The 19238-nt window shown below is 72.0% G+C and carries 17 protein-coding genes and 1 riboswitch; of the genes, 14 read left to right on the top strand and 3 right to left on the bottom strand.

Translation table 11 applies throughout. From position 1 onward, the window contains the following. Positions 1 to 19: 19 nt before the first annotated feature. The 5 genes from BSL84_RS09440 (at position 20) to BSL84_RS09420 (ending at position 6557) form a co-directional block, all read left to right on the top strand. Positions 20 to 829 carry a c-type cytochrome gene (locus BSL84_RS09440; protein WP_030036316.1) on the top strand — a complete coding sequence of 270 codons (810 nt, stop codon included), beginning with the start codon at positions 20 to 22 and terminating at the stop codon, positions 827 to 829. Further along, complete coding sequence (locus BSL84_RS09435) at positions 826 to 1884, top strand: ubiquinol-cytochrome c reductase iron-sulfur subunit (protein WP_030036318.1); 1059 nt, start codon at positions 826 to 828, stop codon at positions 1882 to 1884. The genes BSL84_RS09440 and BSL84_RS09435 overlap by 4 nt, the downstream gene beginning before the upstream one ends. Then, a complete protein-coding gene (locus tag BSL84_RS09430) occupies positions 1881 to 3509 on the top strand; it encodes a cytochrome b (protein ID WP_030036320.1) in 1629 nt (542 codons plus the stop codon). Before BSL84_RS09435 ends, BSL84_RS09430 begins: the two co-directional genes overlap by 4 nt. Before the next feature lie 164 nt (positions 3510 to 3673). After that, entirely contained in the window at positions 3674 to 4738 is a 1065-nt protein-coding gene (gene trpD / locus BSL84_RS09425; protein WP_075970158.1) for an anthranilate phosphoribosyltransferase, read from the top strand. Positions 4739 to 4824: 86 nt separating this feature from the next. Next, a riboswitch (SAM riboswitch) is annotated at positions 4825 to 4941 on the top strand. Between the two features lie 221 nt (positions 4942 to 5162). Continuing rightward, the gene (locus BSL84_RS09420) at positions 5163 to 6557 is read left to right on the top strand and encodes an aminotransferase class V-fold PLP-dependent enzyme (RefSeq protein WP_030036324.1); all 1395 of its coding nucleotides are present in this window, start codon (positions 5163 to 5165) and stop codon (positions 6555 to 6557) included. A 119-nt stretch (positions 6558 to 6676) separates the two neighbouring features. Here the strand turns inward: BSL84_RS09420 and BSL84_RS09415 are convergent, their stop codons facing one another. Next, the gene (locus BSL84_RS09415) at positions 6677 to 6958 is read right to left on the bottom strand and encodes an Lrp/AsnC family transcriptional regulator (RefSeq protein WP_030036325.1); all 282 of its coding nucleotides are present in this window, start codon (positions 6956 to 6958) and stop codon (positions 6677 to 6679) included. Beyond that, entirely contained in the window at positions 6955 to 7677 is a 723-nt protein-coding gene (locus BSL84_RS09410) for a rhomboid family intramembrane serine protease (protein ID WP_037666112.1), read from the bottom strand. The genes BSL84_RS09415 and BSL84_RS09410 overlap by 4 nt, the downstream gene beginning before the upstream one ends. Before the next feature lie 136 nt (positions 7678 to 7813). On the opposite strand from BSL84_RS09410, the gene BSL84_RS09405 reads away from it, so the two are divergent. From BSL84_RS09405 to BSL84_RS09380, 6 genes are all read left to right on the top strand, one after another. Beyond that, a complete protein-coding gene (locus BSL84_RS09405) occupies positions 7814 to 8053 on the top strand; it encodes a hypothetical protein (RefSeq protein ID WP_030036330.1) in 240 nt (79 codons plus the stop codon). Between the two features lie 43 nt (positions 8054 to 8096). Next, the gene (locus BSL84_RS09400; RefSeq protein WP_075970157.1) at positions 8097 to 9461 is read left to right on the top strand and encodes an NYN domain-containing protein; all 1365 of its coding nucleotides are present in this window, start codon (positions 8097 to 8099) and stop codon (positions 9459 to 9461) included. Positions 9462 to 9713: 252 nt separating this feature from the next. Then, the gene (locus tag BSL84_RS09395) at positions 9714 to 10742 is read left to right on the top strand and encodes a C40 family peptidase (RefSeq protein ID WP_030031358.1); all 1029 of its coding nucleotides are present in this window, start codon (positions 9714 to 9716) and stop codon (positions 10740 to 10742) included. A gap of 221 nt (positions 10743 to 10963) precedes the next feature. Continuing rightward, the gene (locus BSL84_RS09390) at positions 10964 to 12028 is read left to right on the top strand and encodes an NlpC/P60 family protein (RefSeq protein ID WP_075972025.1); all 1065 of its coding nucleotides are present in this window, start codon (positions 10964 to 10966) and stop codon (positions 12026 to 12028) included. A gap of 60 nt (positions 12029 to 12088) precedes the next feature. After that, entirely contained in the window at positions 12089 to 13228 is a 1140-nt protein-coding gene (locus tag BSL84_RS35365; protein WP_075970156.1) for a hypothetical protein, read from the top strand. Positions 13229 to 13248: 20 nt separating this feature from the next. After that, positions 13249 to 14391 carry a glycosyltransferase family 4 protein gene (locus tag BSL84_RS09380; protein WP_030029668.1) on the top strand — a complete coding sequence of 381 codons (1143 nt, stop codon included), beginning with the start codon at positions 13249 to 13251 and terminating at the stop codon, positions 14389 to 14391. Positions 14392 to 14510: 119 nt separating this feature from the next. Here the strand turns inward: BSL84_RS09380 and BSL84_RS09375 are convergent, their stop codons facing one another. Then, a complete protein-coding gene (locus tag BSL84_RS09375; RefSeq protein WP_030029669.1) occupies positions 14511 to 16307 on the bottom strand; it encodes an AMP-dependent synthetase/ligase in 1797 nt (598 codons plus the stop codon). Between the two features lie 243 nt (positions 16308 to 16550). Here BSL84_RS09375 and BSL84_RS09370 point away from each other — a divergent pair, with 243 nt between their 5' ends. The 3 genes from BSL84_RS09370 (at position 16551) to BSL84_RS09360 (ending at position 19197) form a co-directional block, all read left to right on the top strand. After that, positions 16551 to 17366, top strand: coding sequence for a metallophosphoesterase family protein (locus tag BSL84_RS09370; protein ID WP_030029670.1), 816 nt, complete (start codon positions 16551 to 16553; stop codon positions 17364 to 17366). Between the two features lie 135 nt (positions 17367 to 17501). After that, positions 17502 to 17942, top strand: a complete 441-nt coding sequence (locus BSL84_RS09365) for an SRPBCC family protein (RefSeq protein WP_075970155.1) — start codon at positions 17502 to 17504, stop codon at positions 17940 to 17942. A gap of 97 nt (positions 17943 to 18039) precedes the next feature. Continuing rightward, entirely contained in the window at positions 18040 to 19197 is a 1158-nt protein-coding gene (locus BSL84_RS09360) for an ArsA-related P-loop ATPase (protein ID WP_075970154.1), read from the top strand. Positions 19198 to 19238: the final 41 nt, after the last annotated feature.

Below are 19238 nucleotides of genomic sequence, written 5' to 3'. Positions count from 1 at the left end.
CCTGACACCGGGGTAATCCGTGAAAAAGCTCTCCGCACGACGACGCCATCCGCTGGCGGCGGTCGTCGTTCTACTCCTCGCGCTGGCGGCCACTGGGGGGCTGTACGCCGCCTTTGCTCCCGCGGGCAAGGCGCAGGCCGATGAAACCGCCCAGTCCCTCGCCATCGAGGAGGGCAAGAAGCTCTACGCCGTGGGTTGCGCAAGCTGCCACGGAACCGGCGGTCAGGGTTCCTCTGACGGCCCGAGCCTGGTCGGCGTCGGCTCCGCGGCCGTCGACTTCCAGGTGAGCACGGGCCGCATGCCCGCCCAGCAGCCCGGCGCCCAGGTGCCGAAGAAGCCGGTCATCTACACCCAGGCGCAGATCGACCAGCTGGCCGCGTACATCGCCTCCCTCGGCGCCGGCCCGATCACGCCGACCGAGAAGCAGTACGACCCGGCCGACGCCGACATCGCCAACGGTGGTGAGCTGTTCCGCAACAACTGCGCGCAGTGCCACAACTTCACCGGTGAAGGCGGCGCGCTGACCAACGGCAAGTACGCCCCCAACCTTGAGGACGTCTCGCCGAAGCACATCTACGAGGCCATGCAGACCGGCCCGCAGAACATGCCCTCCTTCCCCGACAGCACCATGCCGGAGAAGCAGAAGAAGGACATCATCGCGTACCTCCAGAACGTGAACGGTGAGAAGTCGACCAACCCCGGTGGTCTCAAGCTCGGCGGCCTCGGCCCCGTCTCCGAGGGTCTGTTCGGCTGGATCTTCGCTCTGGGTGCGCTGATCGCTGTCGCCGTCTGGGTCGCGGCCCACACCGCTAAGGCCAAGAAGTCATGAGTAGCCAAGAGATTCCCGAAGAGAAGCACCTGCCGAGCGAGCAGGGCGACGCCCACCACGGTGGCGTAGCAGTGGCGGACGACCCGTTCGCCGACCCGGGCCTGCCGGTCCACAAGCCGCGCATCCAGGACATCGACGAGCGGGCGGCGAAGCGCTCCGAGCGCACCGTCGCCATGCTGTTCACGCTGTCGATGCTGGCCACGATCGGCTTCATCGCCTCGTACGTGATCTTCCCGGTCGACAAGATCGTCTTCATCTTCCCGCTCGGGAAGGTCAGCGCGCTCAACTTCGCCCTGGGCATGACGCTGGGCACGGCCCTCTTCTGCATCGGCGCGGGCGCGGTCCACTGGGCCCGCACCCTGATGTCCGACGTCGAGGTCGCCGACGACCGCCACGAGATCGCCGCTTCGCCGGAGGTCAAGGCGAAGGTCCTGCAGGACTTCGCCGACGGCGCGAACGAGTCCGGCATCGGCCGCCGTCCGCTGATCCGCAACACGATGCTGGGCGCGCTGGCCATGCTGCCGCTGTCCGCCGTCGTGATCATGCGCGACCTGGGTCCGCTGCCCGAGGAGAAGCTCCGGCACACCATGTGGGCCAAGGGCAAGCTGCTCATCAACCAGAACACGATGGAGCCGCTGCGTCCCGAGGACGTGCTCGTCGGTTCGCTGACGTTCGCCATGCCCGAGGGCCTGGACGAGCACCAGCACGACTTCCAGACGCAGATCGCCAAGGCCGCCCTGATGATCGTCCGCATCCAGCCGGAGGACATCAAGGACAAGCAGGAGCTGGAGTGGTCCCACGACGGAATCGTGGCCTACTCCAAGATCTGCACCCACGTCGGCTGCCCGATCAGCCTGTACGAGCAGCAGACGCACCACGTGCTCTGCCCGTGCCACCAGTCCACCTTCGACCTCTCCGACGGCGCCCGCGTCATCTTCGGCCCGGCCGGTCACGCCCTCCCGCAGCTGCGGATCGGCGTGAATGACGAAGGCTTCCTCGAAGCGCTCGGCGACTTCGAAGAGCCCGTCGGTCCTGCATTCTGGGAGCGCGGATGAGCACCGCCACTGACACCAAGGCGCGCAAAGCGCCGGCCGGAGAGCGCGTAGCGGACTGGGCGGACGGCCGCCTGGGCATCTACAGCCTCGCCAAGGCCAACATGCGCAAGATCTTCCCGGACCACTGGTCCTTCATGCTCGGTGAGATCTGCCTCTACAGCTTCATCATCATCATCCTCACGGGTGTGTACCTGACGCTGTTCTTCCACCCGAGCATGAACGAGGTGGAGTACCACGGCTCGTACGTGCCGATGCAGGGCGTGCTGATGTCCGAGGCCTTCGCCTCGACGCTCGACATCAGCTTCGACGTCCGCGGTGGCCTGCTGATCCGCCAGATCCACCACTGGGCGGCGCTGATCTTCGTCGCGGCGATGATCGTGCACATGATGCGCGTCTTCTTCACCGGCGCGTTCCGCAAGCCGCGCGAGGTCAACTGGATCTTCGGCTTCCTGCTGCTGGTCCTCGGCATGTTCACCGGCTTCACCGGTTACTCGCTGCCGGACGACCTGCTCTCGGGTACCGGTGTCCGCTTCATGCAGGGCGCCATCCTGTCCGTCCCGGTCGTCGGCACGTACCTGTCGATGTTCCTGTTCGGCGGGGAGTTCCCGGGCGGCGACTTCGTCGCGCGCTTCTACTCGGTGCACATCCTGCTGCTGCCCGGCATCATGATGGGCCTCCTCGTGGCCCACCTGATCCTGGTCTTCTACCACAAGCACACCCAGTACGCGGGCCCCGGCAAGACGAACAACAACGTCGTCGGCATGCCGCTGCTGCCGGTCTACATGGCCAAGGCCGGAGGCTTCTTCTTCCTGGTCTTCGGTGTCATCTCGGTCGTCGCCGCGGTCGCCTCGATCAACCCGATCTGGGCCCTCGGCCCGTACCGCCCGGACCACGTGTCCACCGGTGCGCAGCCCGACTGGTACATGGGCATGCCGGAAGGCCTGATCCGTGCCATGCCCGGCTGGGAGATCAACCTGTGGGGCCACACGCTCGTCCTGGGCGTGTTCATCCCGCTGATCCTCTTCCCGCTGGTCCTCGGCGCGATCGCCGTCTGGCCGTTCATCGAGTCCTGGGTCACCGGCGACAAGCGCGAGCACCACATCCTGGACCGCCCGCGCAACGTCCCGACCCGTACGGCCTTCGGTGTCGCCTGGATCGCGGAGTACATCGTGCTCCTCATCGGCGGCGGCAACGACATGTTCGCCCAGTACTTCCACCTGTCGATCAACGCGATCACGTGGTTCGTCCGGATCGGCTTCTTCGTCGTCCCGGTCCTCGCCTTCATCATCACCAAGCGGATCTGCCTCGGCCTCCAGCGCCGGGACCACGACAAGGTGCTGCACGGTCGCGAGACCGGCATCATCAAGCGCCTGCCGCACGGTGAGTTCGTCGAGGTCCACGAGCCGCTCCCGCAGGGCAAGCTGCACACCCTCACCGCGCACGAGCAGTACAAGCCGATCGAGATCGGCCCGACGGTCGACGAGAACGGCGTCGAGCGCAAGGTGAAGGCCATGGAGAAGCTGCGCGCGAAGCTCAGCAAGGGCTTCTACGCCGAGGGCAACCAGATCACGAAGCCCACGGTGGAGGAGTACAAGGAGATCCAGTCCGGCCACGGCCACCACTGATCCCCCGCACCACCGCATGAGGGACTGATTTCGGTCAGTCCTGGTGTCGCCACGGCGAGAGCCCCGTCCACTGTCCGGACGGGGCTCTTTGCCGTAACCGGGGCTGGATAGGCTGATCTCCGACCCATGAGACGTGGAACCCCCATCAACAGCAGGAGCGGACCATGAACGTTGCGACCCCGGCAGGCGGCGACAGCGTGGCGGCCCGCGGTTGGCCGGGCGTCCTCGACGCCCTGCTCACCGGCCAGGACCTCAGCGCCGACGACACCGCCTGGGCCATGGACCGGATCATGCGAGGGGAGGCCACCGACGCCCAGATCGCCGGCTTCGTGGTCGCGCTGCGCGCCAAGGGGGAGACGGTCGCCGAGATCAACGGCCTCGTACGGGCCATGTACGGGCACGCCAACCTCATCGAGGTCCCCGGCCGCACCGTCGACATCGTCGGCACCGGCGGTGACGGCGCCAAGACGGTCAACATCTCCACGATGTCCGCGGTCGTGGTCGCCGGGACCGGCGCCAAGGTCGTCAAGCACGGCAACCGGGCCGCGTCCTCCGCGAGCGGATCCTCCGACGTCCTGGAGAAGCTCGGCGTCAACCTCGACCTGAGCACCGCGCGCGTCGTCGAGGTCGCCGAGGAGGCCGGCATCACCTTCTGCTTCGCGGTGAAGTTCCACCCCGCCCTGCGGCACGTCGCGGGAGCCCGCCGCGAGCTGGGCATCCGGACCACCTTCAACATCCTCGGCCCGCTCACCAACCCGGCCCGCGTACGCGCCCAGGCCACCGGCGTGGCCGATCCCCGGATGGCGCCCATCGTGGCCGGCGTGCTCGCCGAGCGCGGTTCCTCCGCGCTGGTCTTCCGCGGGGACGACGGCCTCGACGAACTGACCACCACGGCGACCTCCCGCGTCTGGTGGGTCCGCGACGGGAAGGTCACCGAGCAGTCCTTCGACCCGCGCGACGTCGGCATCCCCCTGGTCGACGTCTCCGCCCTGGCCGGCGGGGACCCCTCCTTCAACGCGGACGTGGCACGCCGCCTGCTGGCCGGCGAGACCGGACCCGTACGCGACGCCGTACTGCTGAACTCCGCGGCCGCCCTCGTCGCCCTCGACCCGGGCACGGGCAGCCTGGAGGAGCAGATCACGGCCGGCATCACCCGCGCGGCCGAGTCCATCGACTCGGGCGCCGCCCGGGCCGCCCTGGAGCGCTGGGTGAGCGCCAGCAACGCCTGACCCGGCACACGGTTCACGCCAGACCCCGGTCCGCATGGCGGACCGGGGTCTTGTGCGCGGCGCATCGTGTGGCAGGATGCTCGCAAGGTCACGAGTGACAGCGTTCAGGCCCCGGCTTGCTGTCCGGCAACCCTCCTTCCGTGGCGGGGTGCCCCGGGTGATGACCAGGTCGTAGGCGGCAAGGCCTACGGCAAGCGCGGATCCCTCGACACCAGGGGTCCTGGTCTTTCGAGGAGCGTTTTCCGTGAGCAAGCGAATGCGATAGGGCGACCGACGCCCCGACTTCACCCCCTCGGACCAGGGTCACCTCCGCGTACCGCGGCACCCCGTCCGAGGCCCCTCCCGTACCCCGGACGGCCGCACCGCCGTACCCGCGTACGGGCACACCGAAGCCATTCAGCCCTGCCTGCCGGGAGATACCGCCATGTCCGCATCCCTGAACGCCGTCGCCACCGCCACCGCCCAGGACCCCGCCCGCACCGAACCGCTCGCCGTCCTCGGCCGCGACGTCACCGTCCCGCTGGTCACCGGAGGCGAGGTCAGCTACGCGGCCCTCGACTACGCGGCCAGCGCCCCCGCCCTCCAGCGGGTCTGGGACGACGTCGCCGCCTACGCCCCGTACTACGGCAGCGTCCACCGCGGCGCCGGCTACCTCTCCCAGCTGTCCACCGACCTCTTCGAGCAGAGCCGGGCCACCGTCGCCGAGTTCCTCGACTGCCGCCCCCACGACCAGGTCGTCTTCACCCGCTCCACCACCGACTCCCTGAACCTGCTCGCCGCGGCGCTCCCGGCCGGCTGCCAGGTCTTCGTCTTCGAGACCGAGCACCACGCCTCGCTCCTGCCGTGGACGAACGCGCACGTCACCTACCTCGACGCGCCGCGCACCCCGGACGAGGCCGTCGCCGTCCTGGAGCGGGCCCTCGCCGACCGCACTGCGTCAATCGAAGAGGGCCACGGCCCGGCGCTCGTGTGCGTCACCGGCGCGTCCAACGTCACCGGCGAGCTGTGGCCGGTGAAGGAACTCGCCGCCGCCGCACACGCCCACGGCGCGCGGATCGTCCTGGACGCCGCCCAACTGGCCCCGCACCACCCCGTCTCCGTGCGGGACCTCGACGTCGACTGGGTCGCCTTCTCCGGCCACAAGCTGTACGCCCCCTTCGGCTCGGGAGTCCTCGCCGGCCGCGCCGACTGGCTCCGGCAGGCCGACCCGTACCTGGCCGGCGGCGGCGCCTCCCGCAAGGTCTCCCGGCGCGAGGACGGCGGCGTCGACGTCGAGTGGCACACCACGGCCGCCCGCCACGAGGCCGGCTCCCCGAACGTCATCGGCGTCTACTCCATCGCCTCGGCCTGCCGGGCCCTGACCGAAGCGGGCTTCGAGACGCTCGTCGCCCGCGAGCAGCGCCTCGTCGCGAAGGTGCGGGAAGGCCTGGCCGAGGTCCCGGCCGTCCGGGTCCTGTCCCTCTTCGGGGACGACGCCCCGCGGGTCGGCGTCATCTCCTTCGTCGTGGACGGCTGGAACAGCTCCCACTTCGCCGCCGCGCTCTCCGCCGAGTACGGGATCGGCGTACGGGACGGGCTGTTCTGCGCCCACCCGCTGGTGCGGACCCTGCTGGGCGGCGAGCCGCAGGCCCAGGGCGAGTGCGGGGCCCCCGAGGCCGCCCCGGGCGAGCGCTCCCTGAACGCGATCCGCGTCAGCTTCGGCGCGGGCACCCCGGACGAGCACGTGGACCGCTTCGTGGGCGCGGTGCGCGAACTGGTCGCGAACGGTGCGAAGTGGCAGTACCGCACGGAGCAAGGCCGCTGCGTCCCGCAGGGCTAGGTCTCGCCGCCGCTGCCGGGCTCCGCCCGGACCCGCGCGGGGTTGCCCTGCGGGCGGCTGGCTCGCCGCCGTTGCCGGGCAGAGCCCGGCAACGCACCGGGGGCCCGCCGAAGCCAGCGCTAGGCGTCCAGGCCGATCGCGAACGCCGCCTCCAGGTCGTGCTGCGAGTACGTGCGGAACGCCACGTGCGTGTCCGTCGCCTCGACGCCCGGGATCTTGCTGATGCGGCCGGGGATGATGTCGGCCAGGTTCTCGTGGCGGTTCACGCGGACCAGCGCGATCAGGTCGTAGGTCCCCGTCACGGAGTAGACCTCGCTGACGCTGTCCAGCGCGGCGATGGACTCGGCGATCTCGGGGATGCGGTCCACGCTGGTCTTGATGAGCACGATCGCGGTGATCACGGCTGGCTGTCTCCCTCGGTGGCCGTCGCTGGTCGACTCACTCTAGTCGTACCCCGATAGCGGGCCCACGCGTAGAGGAAGCCGAGCGAGAACCCCACCAGATGGGCCAGATAGGCGACCCCGGGCCCGCTGTCGGCGCGGTGTGCCGCCACCCATTGGAGGGCGAACCAGAACAGCAGCACCATCCACGCCGGAAACCGCAGCGGCAGGAAGAAGAGGAACGGGAACAGGCTCGTCACCCTCGCCCGCGGCAACAGGTAGAGGAACGCCCCCAGGACGGCAGAGATCGCCCCGGACGCTCCCACCAGCGTCTGCGCGGACTCCGCGTTGGCCGCCGCGTACGCCGCCAGCGCCAGGTACCCCGTACAGAGGTAGAAGACGAGGAACGCCGGACGGCCCATCCGCTCCTCGGCCATCGCGCCGAAGACGAAGAGGAAGAGCATGTTCCCCAGCAGGTGCAGCCAGCTGCCGTGGACGAACAGCGCGGTGAGCGGCGTCAGCCAGGCGCGCGGGGTGCCGCTGAGGAGTTCGTCGGGGACCACGCCCCAGCGCCGGAAGTACGCGGTGCCCGCGCTCAGCAGTTCCTCGCCGGTCCCGTATCCGGGATGGAGCCCGGAGGCGGGGCTCAGGACGAACACCACCGCGCAGCCCGCGATCAGCGCGTGGGTGACCACCGGTCCCCGGGCGGCCTCGCGCACAGCCTGCCACCTTACGATCATGTGACAGAGCATGACGCAACGTGCCCCACCTGAAGCGGTGGCAGGCCGTAGGGTTACGAGCTGCGGTCCGGAGGGCCGACGCGGACAGCCGAACGACCGCTTTAATTGAATGAGCTACGAAGGAGTGAGCAGGCCGATGACGGTTCCCCTGCCGACCGACACCACCCGGTGGCGCTGCACCCTGTGCGGCAACCTCACGCGCTTCGACGTCACCCGGTCGTCGAAGGTCGTCGAGTACATCCACCTGGACCTCGCCGGGGAGCCCAAGGTCGAGGAGCGGGAGGTGGTCAATGAGACCATCGAGTCGGTCCGCTGCCGCTGGTGCAACGCGGTGGACCAGATCGAGCTCGTGGACAGGCCGGGCGCGGACTCCTGACGGAGCCCCGCACGCAGGTAGACCATCACGGTAGGGGTGACGGATTGTGGAGCCAGCAAGCGGCGCTGGGCCGGCCGACGCGGCCGGCGACGCCGCGGAGGCGCTCGACCGCCCGCTGCCGGAAGGCGTGCGGCGCCGGGTCGTCGCGCTCGTCTCGGACGCCTTCGGCGCGCTGACGGTCGCGGACCTGCCGGCGCAGCTGCGCCAGTACGCGCGCTTCACCCCGACCCGGCGCGCCAAGTTCGCCGGCAACGCCATGGCCGCGGCGGTCGAGACGGACCCGGTGTTCCGCAGCCGGGTCGCGGAGAAGCTGCGCGAGGCGCAGAGCGACCTGGCCGCCGCGCTGGAGTCCGGTGCGCCGCCGGCGGCGGCGGATCCGCTGGACGTGGCGGCCGCGGCCTTCGTCCTGCGGCCCGCCGGATGGGTCAAGCTCGTGGCCGCGGCGGGCGAGGAGGCGCAGCGCGCCGACGCCGAGCGGGTGGGCGAGGAGACCCGGCGCGAGCTGGACCGGCTGCGCGAGGAGCTGGAGCACGTACGGGAGCTGCAGCGCACGGGCGGCGAGCAGGTACGGGCTGAGCTGGAGGCGGCGCGGAAGGAAGCGGAATCGCTTCAGCGCCGGCTGCGCAGCGCCCTGAGCGACGTCAAGCGCGGTGAGGCGGCGCTGCGCAAGGTGACCGCCGAGATCGACGGGATCCGCGGCGAGGCCGCGGCCCGTGTGGCGGCCGCCGAGAGCGAGACGCGGCGGCTCAAGTCCCGGCTCGCTGAGGTGGAGACGGCGCTGGAGACGTCCCGCCGGGCCACCCGTGAGGGGCGCAGTATCGAGGACATGCGGCTGCGGCTGCTGCTGGACACGGTGCTGGACGCGGCGCAGGGACTGCGCCGGGAGCTGGCGCTGCCGCCGGTGAACACCCGCCCGGCCGACACGGTGGACGCGGTGGAGCCGGGCCGGATGACGCCGAAGGACATCGCGGCGCGGGCCCTGTCGGAGACGGATCCGGCTCTGCTGGACCAGTTGTTGGCGCTGCCCCAGGCCCATCTCGTGGTCGACGGCTACAACGTGACCAAGACCGGGTATCCGACGATGCCGCTGGAGAAGCAGCGGCTGCGCCTGCTGGGCGGGCTGTCGATGCTGGCCGCGCAGACGGGTGCGGAGATGACCTGCGTGTTCGACGGTGCGGAGCTGGCGGCCCCCGTGCTGCTCGCGCCGCCGCGGGGTGTGCGGGTGCTGTTCTCCAAGGCCGGGGTGACGGCCGACGAGCTGATCCGCCAGCTGGTGCGGGCGGAGCCGCCCGGCCGGCCGGTCGTGGTGGTCTCCACGGACCGTGAGGTCGCCGACGGCGTGGCCAAGGCCGGAGCGCGGCCCGTAACGTCCGCTTTGTTGCTGAAGCGGCTTTCGCGCGTTTCCTAACTCCCGGCCCTAATGCCTGAATTGGTGGGTCATGTGGAGGACGCACCGTCAAGTACCCGGCACGGAGCGTGCGGTGAAGGTAAAGAAGCTGGTCGGGGGCCAAGTTTTTTCCCGACAGGATTTGAACTGATCACAGCAGGGTCACTAGGGTCTGCTCAAACCTTCGTGCGGTAGATCACTCATTCGGGGTGGCGGCGAAGGTGCTGCCGAGTTGCGTTCTCCGGCGGCTCTAGGAAGAAGGAGCTCGCCTTCGTGGCGTCCCACCGTCGACCCAAGCAGCCGACCCGCGCTCGTGTGACCGTGCTCACCTCGGTCGCCGCCGCGGCCGTCGCCCTCACCGCGCAGAGCGCCTCCGCCGCGCCGGCGAAGCCGAGCAAGGACGAGGTCAAGAGCCAGGTCGACGCCCTCTACGAAGAGGCCGAGCAGGCCACCGAGAAGTTCAACGGGGCCAAGGAGCGCCAGGCGACCCTGGAGAAGGAGATCGGGCAGATCCAGGACCAGGTCGCGCGCGGCCAGGGCGAGCTCAACGACCTCCGCAACGCGCTCGGTTCGATGGCGAGCGCCCAGTACCGCAACGGCGGCATCGACCCCTCGCTCGCCCTCCTCCTCTCCGAGGACCCCGACAGCTACCTCGACAAGGCCTCCACCCTGGAGCACCTGAGCGGCAAGCAGGTCGAAGCGGTCCAGAAGATCCAGGCGAAGCAGCGCACCCTCGCGCAGCAGCGCCAGGAGGCCTCCGGCAAGCTCGCCGACCTCGACGCCACCCGCAAGGAGCTGGCCGAGAAGAAGAAGGTCTCGTCCGAGAAGCTCGCCGCCGCCCAGGCCATCCTCAACACCCTCACGGCGCAGGAACGCGCCGCGCTCAAGGACGAGGAGACGCGCGCCAGCCGCGCCGACAGCCAGCGCGTCGACCTCGGCAACGTCAAGGCCTCCGGCCGCGCGGGCGCCGCCCTGGCCGCCGCCAAGACCAAGGTCGGCAGCGCCTACATCTCGGGCCACGAGGGCCCCAACTCCTTCGACTGCTCCGGGCTGACGCAGTGGGCGTACAAGCAGGCCAACGTCAGCATCAGCCGCGTCACCTACACCCAGGCCAACGACGGCACGCGCATCAGCCGCAGCCAACTGCAGCCCGGTGACCTGGTCTTCTTCTACGGGGACCTGCACCACGTCGGCCTGTACGCCGGCAACAACATGACGCTGCACGCCTCGAACCCGCGCGGCGGCGTCAAGTACGAGTCGATGGACAACATGCCGTTCCAGTTCGGCGTCCGCATCGGCTGACCCGCCGCACACCGCCCATCCGGGCGAATTCCGCGGCCCCGCCCTGACCACACGCCCCGCCGGTGACCTGCGTCTCCGGCGGGGCGCAGGTGTGTGTGCCCTCCGGCGGCCGTTCGTCGGATGTGTGGCCGCACGGCTACTGTCTGCCAGCGCGGAACCCGGTACACGGCCGCCCACGGGGGGCGGACCCGGGCCCCGCTCAGCGGAAGGGAGCGGTGCACGTGGCGTCACATCGTCGGTCCGGGCTCGGCGGCCTCGACCGGAGCGCGAAGGCCACCGTCCTCACCGCCGCCGCGGCGACCGCCGCGGTCGCCATGGCGGGCGTACCCGCCAACGCGGCCCCGGGCCTCCCGTACGAGCCCGGCGGCGGCGCGAGATCCGGTGTCAGCGCCCAGGTCGACCGGCTCTTCGAAGAGGCCGAGCAGGCCACCGAGCACTTCAACGAGGCCGGGGAGAAGGCCGCCAGGCTCCGCACCGAGGTCAACCGGGCCCAGGACGCGGTGGCCCGCGGCCAGGAGCGCATCAACACCATGCGCGGCATCCTCGGCACCTTCGCCGGAGCCCAGTACCGCAGCGGCGGCATCGACCCCGCCGTCGGACTGATGCTCGCCGAGGACCCCGACGCCTACCTGGCCCAGGCCGCGGCCCTCGACCGGCTGACCGAGCGTCAGGCCCGCCACCTCCACGAACTGCGCCAGGAGCAGCGCCGGCTCGGCCAGGTGCGGGCGGAGGCCTCCCGCAAACTCGCCGAGCTCGACGCCCTGCGCTCCGACGTCGCCCGCCACAAGCGGTCCGTCACCGAGAAGCTCGCGGCGGCCAGGCGGCTGCTCAACTCCATGCCGTCCCAGGAACGGGCCGACTTCGAGCGCTCCTCGCGCTCCGGCGGGCGCCACGAGGCAATGCCCGACCTCGGCCCCCTGGACGCCGGCGGCGCCCCCTCGGGCCGCGCCGCGGCCGCCGTGATGGCGGCCCGCGCCGCCGTCGGCCGTCCGTACGTGTGGGGCTCCACGGGCCCCTCCGGCTTCGACTGCTCCGGTCTGATGGTCTGGTCCTACCGGCAGGCGGGAGTGTCGCTGCCGCGCACCTCGCAGGCCCAGCGGCACGCGGGCCGCCAGGTGCCGCTCTCGCAGGCCCGCCCGGGCGACCTGGTGACGTACCGCTCCGACGCCAGCCACGTCGGCATGTACGTCGGCAACGGCCAGGTCGTCCACGCCCCCTACCCCGGCGCCCGGGTGCGCTACGACCCGGTCGGGATGATGCCGGTCTCGGCGGTCACCCGCCCCTGACCCCCCGCCCCTGACCCCCGCAGTCCGCGCCGCCCCCGGCGCGCTGCGTACGATCGGCGGATGCCCCGCCTCCGCCGTCCGCCGCGCATCCGGCCGCTGCTGCCGGTCCTGCCGGTCCTGCTGTGCGCGCTGCTCGCCGGATGCGGTCCGGGGCCGGCCGGCGGCGCCGACACCGCCGAGCGGGACGTCCGCCGGGCCGTCGCCGACTGGTCGCGCCAGACGCCCGACGCACTCGCCGGGATCCCGTTCGCCGACCGGGTCTACGAGGTCGCCTCGGTCCGGCGCGACGGCGAGCGGGCCCTCGTAAGGGCCCGGCTGCGCTACCGGCTGGCCGGCTACGACACCGCCCCCGAGGAGTCCGCCCGCGAGATCGAGGCGGTCCGGCAGGGCGGGACCTGGCGGGTGAGCGCCGACCGGCCCGCACCGGGCGCCCTGCCGCAGCTGTGGGACCAGGGAGCGGTCTCGGTGGCCGCAGGCACGCACTCCCTGGTCCTCGGCGGGGCCGGACAGAGCACGGCGACGCTGGAGGAGATCGCCGCCGAGGCCGACCGGGCGGTACCGGCCGCGACCGCCGCCTGGCCCGGCCCCTGGGCGGGACGGGTCGTCGTCCTGGTCCCCGGCTCCCTCGACGCGATGGCGCGGCTGCTGGGCCGGCCCGCCGACGCCTACCGGGCCCTCGGCGCCGTCACCACCGGCCGGGTGGGCGACGGCCCGGCCCCCGCCGACCGGGTCGTGGTCAATCCGGAGGGGTACGCGGGCCTCGGCGCGGAAGGCCGGCGGATCATCCTGGCCCACGAGGTCACGCATGTGGCCACCCGCACGGCGACCGCCGCCGCCACCCCGCTGTGGCTCTCCGAGGGCTTCGCGGACTGGGCGGCGTACCGGGGCGCGTCCACCAGCCCCGCGCAGGCCGCCCCGGCGCTCGCCCGGGCGGTGCGGGACGGCGCGCTGCCGGGGCAGCTGCCCGGTACGGAGGACTTCGCCTTCGGCGGCGACCCCGAGGCGGCCGCGCGCGCGTACGAGGGGGCATGGCTGGCGTGCCGGCTGATCGCGGCGAAGTGGGGCGAGAAGGCGCTGGTGGACCTCTACGCACGGGCGGGCCGCGAGCCCCTGGAGACGGCACTGCGCGAAACCCTCGGAGTGGACCGGGCCGGGCTCACCGAGGCCTGGCGGGACTCCCTGCGCGAGGAGCTGCGCTGAGCGGGTACTGTCGGCAGGCGATGCACAAGACCCTGATCGTGACCAACGACTTCCCGCCCCGGCCGGGCGGCATCCAGGCCTTCCTCCACAACATGGCGCTGCGGCTGGATCCCGACCGGGTCGTCGTCTACGCCTCCACGTGGAAGCACGGCGCGGAGGGCCGCGAGGCCACCGCCGCCTTCGACGCGGAGCAGCCCTTCCAGGTGGTCCGCGACCGTACGACGATGCTGCTGCCGACCCCGCGCGTCACCCGGCGGGCCGTCGGCCTGCTGCGCGAACACGGCTGCGAGTCCGTGTGGTTCGGCGCCGCCGCCCCGCTCGGGCTGATGGGCCCGGCGCTGCGCAGGGCGGGCGCCCGGCGGATCGTGGCGACCACGCACGGACACGAGGCGGGCTGGGCCCAGCTGCCGGCCGCGCGGCAGCTGCTGCGGCGGATCGGCGAGGGCACGGACACGCTGACGTACCTGGGGGAGTACACCCGCTCCCGGATCGCCTCGGCGGTCACGGACCGGGCGGCCGCGCGGATGGTGCAACTCCCCCCGGGAGTCGACGAGAAGACCTTCCACCCGGCGTCCGGCGGCGACGATGTCCGGGCCCGGCTCGGCCTGACGGACCGGCCCGTGGTGGTGTGCGTGTCGCGGCTGGTCCCGCGCAAGGGCCAGGACACGCTGATCGAGGCCATGCCGAGGATCCTGGCCGCCGTGCCCGACGCCGTGCTGCTGATCGTCGGCGGCGGCCCCTACGAGGACGACCTGCGCGCGCTGGCGGCGTCCACGGGGGTGGCCCGCTCGGTGGTCTTCACGGGCGCGGTCCCGTGGTCGGAGCTCCCCGCGCACTACGGCGCGGGCGACGTCTTCGCCATGCCCTGCCGGACCCGGCGGGGCGGCCTCGACGTGGAGGGGCTCGGCATCGTCTACCTGGAGGCCTCGGCGACGGGCCTGCCCGTCGTCGCGGGCGACTCCGGCGGGGCGCCGGACGCGGTGCTGGACGGTGAGACGGGCTGGGTCGTACGGGGCGGTGCGCCCGAGGAGGCGGCCGACCGGATCACGGCCCTGCTGCGGGACCCCGGCCTGCGGGCCCGGATGGGCGAGCGCGGGCGCGCCTGGGTCGAGGAGAAGTGGCGCTGGGACCTGCTGGCGGAACGCCTGCGCGAACTGCTGTAGCCGGGGCCGTACGAGGCCGCGGCGCCCGCTCGCCCGCCGGGCGGAACGCGGAACGCGTCCTCGCCGGCCCCCGCTGACAGCGGGGACCGGCGAGGACGCGTGCAACGCCGGCGGCGGGATCAGCCGCGGTAGAGCGCCTCGATCTCGTCGGCGTAGTCCTTCGCCACCACGTTGCGCTTCAGCTTCAGTGACGGCGTGATGTGCCCCGACTCCTCCGTGAACTGGGAGGGCAGAATGCGGAACTTGCGCACCGATTCCGCCTTGGACACCGCCGCGTTGCCGTCGTCGATCGCCTTCTGGACGGCGGCGACGAGGTCGGCGTCCTCACGCAGCTCCGCCGCCGTGACCCCGGCCGGCTTGCCGTTCTCCGCGGCCCAGCGGCCCAGGAACTCCTCGTCGATGGTGACCAGCGCGGCCACGAACGGCCTCGCGTCGCCGACCACCATGCACTCCGCGACCAGCGCGTGCGCCCGGATCCGGTCCTCGATCACCGCGGGGGCCACGTTCTTGCCGCCCGCCGTGACGATGAGCTCCTTCTTGCGGCCGGTGATCGTGAGGTAGCCGTCCTCGTCGAGGGTGCCGACGTCGCCGGTGTGGAACCAGCCGTCGGTCAACGCCTCGGCCGTCGCGGCCTCGTTCTTCCAGTAGCCCGTGAAGATCTGCTCGCCGTGCAGCAGCACCTCGCCGTCGTCCGCGATGCGCACCACGGAGCCCGGCATGGGCTGGCCGACCGTACCGATCTTCTGCTTGTCCCACGGGTTGAAGGTGGTCGCCGCACAGGACTCCGTCAGGCCGTAACCCTCCAGGACCGTGAAACCGATGCCGCGGAAGAAGTGGCCCAGCCGCTCGCCCAGCGGCGCGCCACCGGAGATCGCGTACTCGCCGCGCCCGCCGAGCACCGCGTGCAGCTTGCTGTAGACCAGCTTCGAGAAGAGCTTGTGCTTGAGCTTCAGGCCGAACGACGGGCCGCGCGGCGTGTCCAGCGCACGGCTGTAGGCGATGGCCGTGTCCGCCGCCGCGTCGAAGATCTTCCCCTTGCCCTCGGCCTGCGCCTTGGCGCGCGCCGAGTTGTAGACCTTCTCGAAGACCCGGGGGACGCCGAGGATCAGCGTGGGGCGGAAGGACTGCAGCTCCTCGGTGAGGTTCTTGATGTCCGGTACGCAGCCCAGGCGGATCGGCGCCAGCACGGCCGCAACCTCCACCAGGCGCCCGAACACGTGCGCGGCCGGCAGGAACAGCAGCACCGAGCACTCGCCGGTCCGGAACAGCGGGCTCAGGCGCTCCACCGCGTTGCCGCACTCCGCGAAGAAGTTGCGGTGGCTCAGCACACAGCCCTTGGGGCGGCCGGTGGTGCCCGAGGTGTAGACGATGGTGGCCGGGTCGTCGGCGTTCGCCAGGCTGCTGCGCTCGTCGACCTCGGCGTCGGTGACCGCCGCGCCCGCGGCCTTCAGCGTGTCCAGCGCGCCCTGCTCGATCTCCCACACGTCGCGCAGCTCCGGCAGGCTCTCGCGCAGCGAGGCCACGGCCTTGGAGTGCCCGGGGCTCTCCACGACGGCGGCGACGGCACCGGAGTCGCCGAGGATCCACTGGATCTGCTCGGGGGAGCTGGTTTCGTACACGGGGACGGTGACACCGCCCGCGCTCCAGATCGCGAAGTCGATCAGCACCCACTCGTAGCGGGTGCGGGAGATCAGGGCGACCCGGTCACCGGGGCGCACGCCGGCGGCGATCAGGCCCTTGGCCGTGGCGCGCACCTCGGCCAGGAACTCGGTCGCCGTCACGTCCTGCCACCGGCCGTCGGCCTTGCGGCTCATGACGGCGGTGTCTGGGTGCTGGGCGGCGTTGCGGCGGATGAGATCCGTCAGGTTCCCGTCCGACGGGACCTCGTACAGGGCCGGAAGGCTGAACTCGCGCAAGACTGCTGCTCCTCTGGGCGCCATCGCCACCATGTGGACCGACCGGACGTTACCCACCGGTAGTGGGTTCCCGATAGAGGGAACCGGCCAGATGTTCCGTGCGTCACATTCTGCACTCACACGGTCCGACCCCGACGCGCCGACAGTAGTCGACCCCCTCGGGGACGCGGAAGTAACCGCAGGTAGGCCCCGCTTTCACAAGGCCACTACCGAGCCCTCACCAGCCCCCCTAGGGTTGTCCGCATGGCTGGCAGCACGCGGGGCGGGAAGAACGGCACGAGCGGATCGAGCCGCACACGGGTCCACGTCGTCAGCGACGTGCACGGCAACACCGAGGCCTTGGCGCGCGCCGGCGACGGCGCCGACGCCCTGATCTGCCTCGGCGACCTCGTCCTCTTCCTCGACTACGCCGACCACTCGCGCGGGATCTTCCCCGACCTGTTCGGCGTCGAGAACGCCGACCTCATCGTCGAGCTGCGCACCCAGCGCCGCTTCGACGAGGCCCACGCCCTCGGCCGGCGGCTGTGGGCCGGACTCGACCGCGAGCAGGTCATCGAGGACGCCGTGCGCCGCCAGTACGCCCAGATGTTCGCCGCCTTCCCCCGCCCCACCTACGCCACCTACGGCAACGTCGACATCCCCACCCTGTGGCCCGAGTACGCCGACCGCCACGGCCTCACCGTCCTCGACGGACAACGCGTCGAGATCGCCGGCCGCGTCTTCGGCTTCGTCGGCGGCGGCCTGCCCTCCCCCATGCGCACCCCCTACGAAGTGGACGTGGAGGAATACGCCGCCAAGGTCGAGGCCCTCGGCGAGGTCGACGTCCTGTGCTCGCACATCCCGCCGGAAGTCCCCGAGCTCTGCTACGACACCGTCGCCCGCCGCTTCGAACGCGGCAGCGAGGCCCTGCTCGCCGCCATCCGCCGCACCCGCCCCCGCTACGCCCTCTTCGGCCACGTCCACCAGCCCCTCACCCGCCGGATGCGCATCGGCGCCACCGAGTGCGTGAACGTCGGCCACTTCGCCTCCACCGGCCGCCCCTGGGCGATGGAGTGGTGAGAACCAGCCGCTCCCGCACCGCCCGCCCCGGACCCGGGGAGCCTCTGGAGTGGCGGCGCCCGCACGCGCGGTAGCCTTCACGCGGCGGCCGGAGGCCGTACACATCCTCGAACAATCTCCGGAGGAGCGACCGCGATGGCGGAACACACCAGCTCAAGCATCACGATCAACGCCACGCCCGGCGCCGTGATGGCCGTGATCGCCGACTTCGCCCGCTACCCCGAGTGGACCGGCGAGGTGAAGGAGGCCGAAGTCCTCGCCACCAACGCCGACGGCCGGGCCGAGAAGGTCCGGCTGCTGCTCGACGCGGGCGCGATCAAGGACGACCACACCCTCGCCTACACCTGGAAGGGCACCGACGAGGTCAGCTGGACCCTGGACAAGTCCCAGATGCTGCGCCAGCTCGACGGCTCCTACCGGCTCACCCCGGTGGACGGCGGCGCGCACACCGAGGTCACCTACCAGCTGACCGTCGACGTCAAGATCCCCATGCTCGGCATGATCAAGCGCAAGGCCGAGAAGGTCATCATCGACCGCGCACTCGCGGGCCTGAAGAAGCGCGTCGAGTCCGTCTGACCACGGGGAACGCCGCGCCCCGCCGGGCGCGGCACCCCGCGGGGCCCCGACACCCCGCCCGCACGGCCGCGCCCCCCCCGATCCGGAGCACCCGCACATGCACACCCTGCTCGTCACCGGCCCCGGCGGGGCCGGCCGGACCACCGTGGCGGCCGCCACCGCCCTCGCCGCCGCCCGCCGGGGCCGACAGGTGCTGCTGCTCACCGGAGACGCGGGCGACCCGCTCGCCGCACTGCTCGGCGATCCCCTCCCGCCCGGCCTGAGCACCGCCCGCGTCGACTCCGGCCAGGAGTTCCGCGACGAACTCGTCACCCTCCAGGAACGCGGATCAGCCCTCCTCTCCATGGTCGGCGCCCGCCCCCTCGCCGCCGAGGAACTCACCGAACTGCCCGGAGCCGAACAGTTCGCCCTCCTCCGCGCCCTGCGACGGGCCGCCACCGCACCCGCCGCCGACCTCGTCGTCGCCGACCTGCCCCCGATCCACCAGGCCGTCGCCACCCTCGCCCTCCCCGCCCAGCTGCGCCGCTACCTCGCCCGCCTGCTCCCCGCCGAGAAGCAGGCCGCCCGCGCCCTGCGCCCCGTACTGGCCCAGCTGGCCGGCGTACCCATGCCCGCCCAGTGGCTCTACGAGGCCGCAGCCCGCTGGGATCAGGAGCTCGCCGCCGTCCAGGCCGTCATCGAGGCCGACACCACCGCGGTACGCCTCGTCGCCGAGCCCGGACCCGCCGCCGACGACGCCCTGCGCCTCGGACGGCTCGGCCTCGCCCTCCACCAGCTGCCCGTCCACGACGTCGTCGCCAACCGGACGGTCCCGCCCGGCTCCGCCGACCCGTGGCTCGCCGGGCTCGCCGCCCAGCAGGAGAAGTACGCCGCCGAATGGGCCGGCGAGGGACCCGTGACCACCCTCGCCCACCTCGGCCCCGACCCCCAGGGCCAGGACGACCTCGACCGGCTCGGCGCCACCGCCGCACTCCTCCCGGACCGCCCCGCACCCCGCCGCGCCTGGACCGTCGAGGACCGGCTCGCCGACGACGGGGTCCTCGTCTGGGTGGTTCCGCTGCCCGGCGCGCACAAACGCGACCTCGACCTCGTCCGCCGCGGCGACGAGCTGCTGCTCACCGCCGGCCCCCACCGCAGAATCGTCACCCTCCCCTCGGCGCTGCGCCGCTGCACCGTCTCCGGAGCCGCCCTCACCGAAGGCGAGCTCCGCATCCGCTTCACCCCGGACCCCGGCCTGTGGCCCCGTACGCGCTGAACCCGGTACCCCCGTTCGGGTACCGTCGAAGGTAGACAGCA

The organism is Streptomyces sp. TN58 (genome assembly GCF_001941845.1).
Lineage (GTDB): Bacteria > Actinomycetota > Actinomycetes > Streptomycetales > Streptomycetaceae > Streptomyces.
Note: the sequence above shows the minus strand (reverse complement) of the source record. Positions and strands in the feature narration are given on the sequence as shown.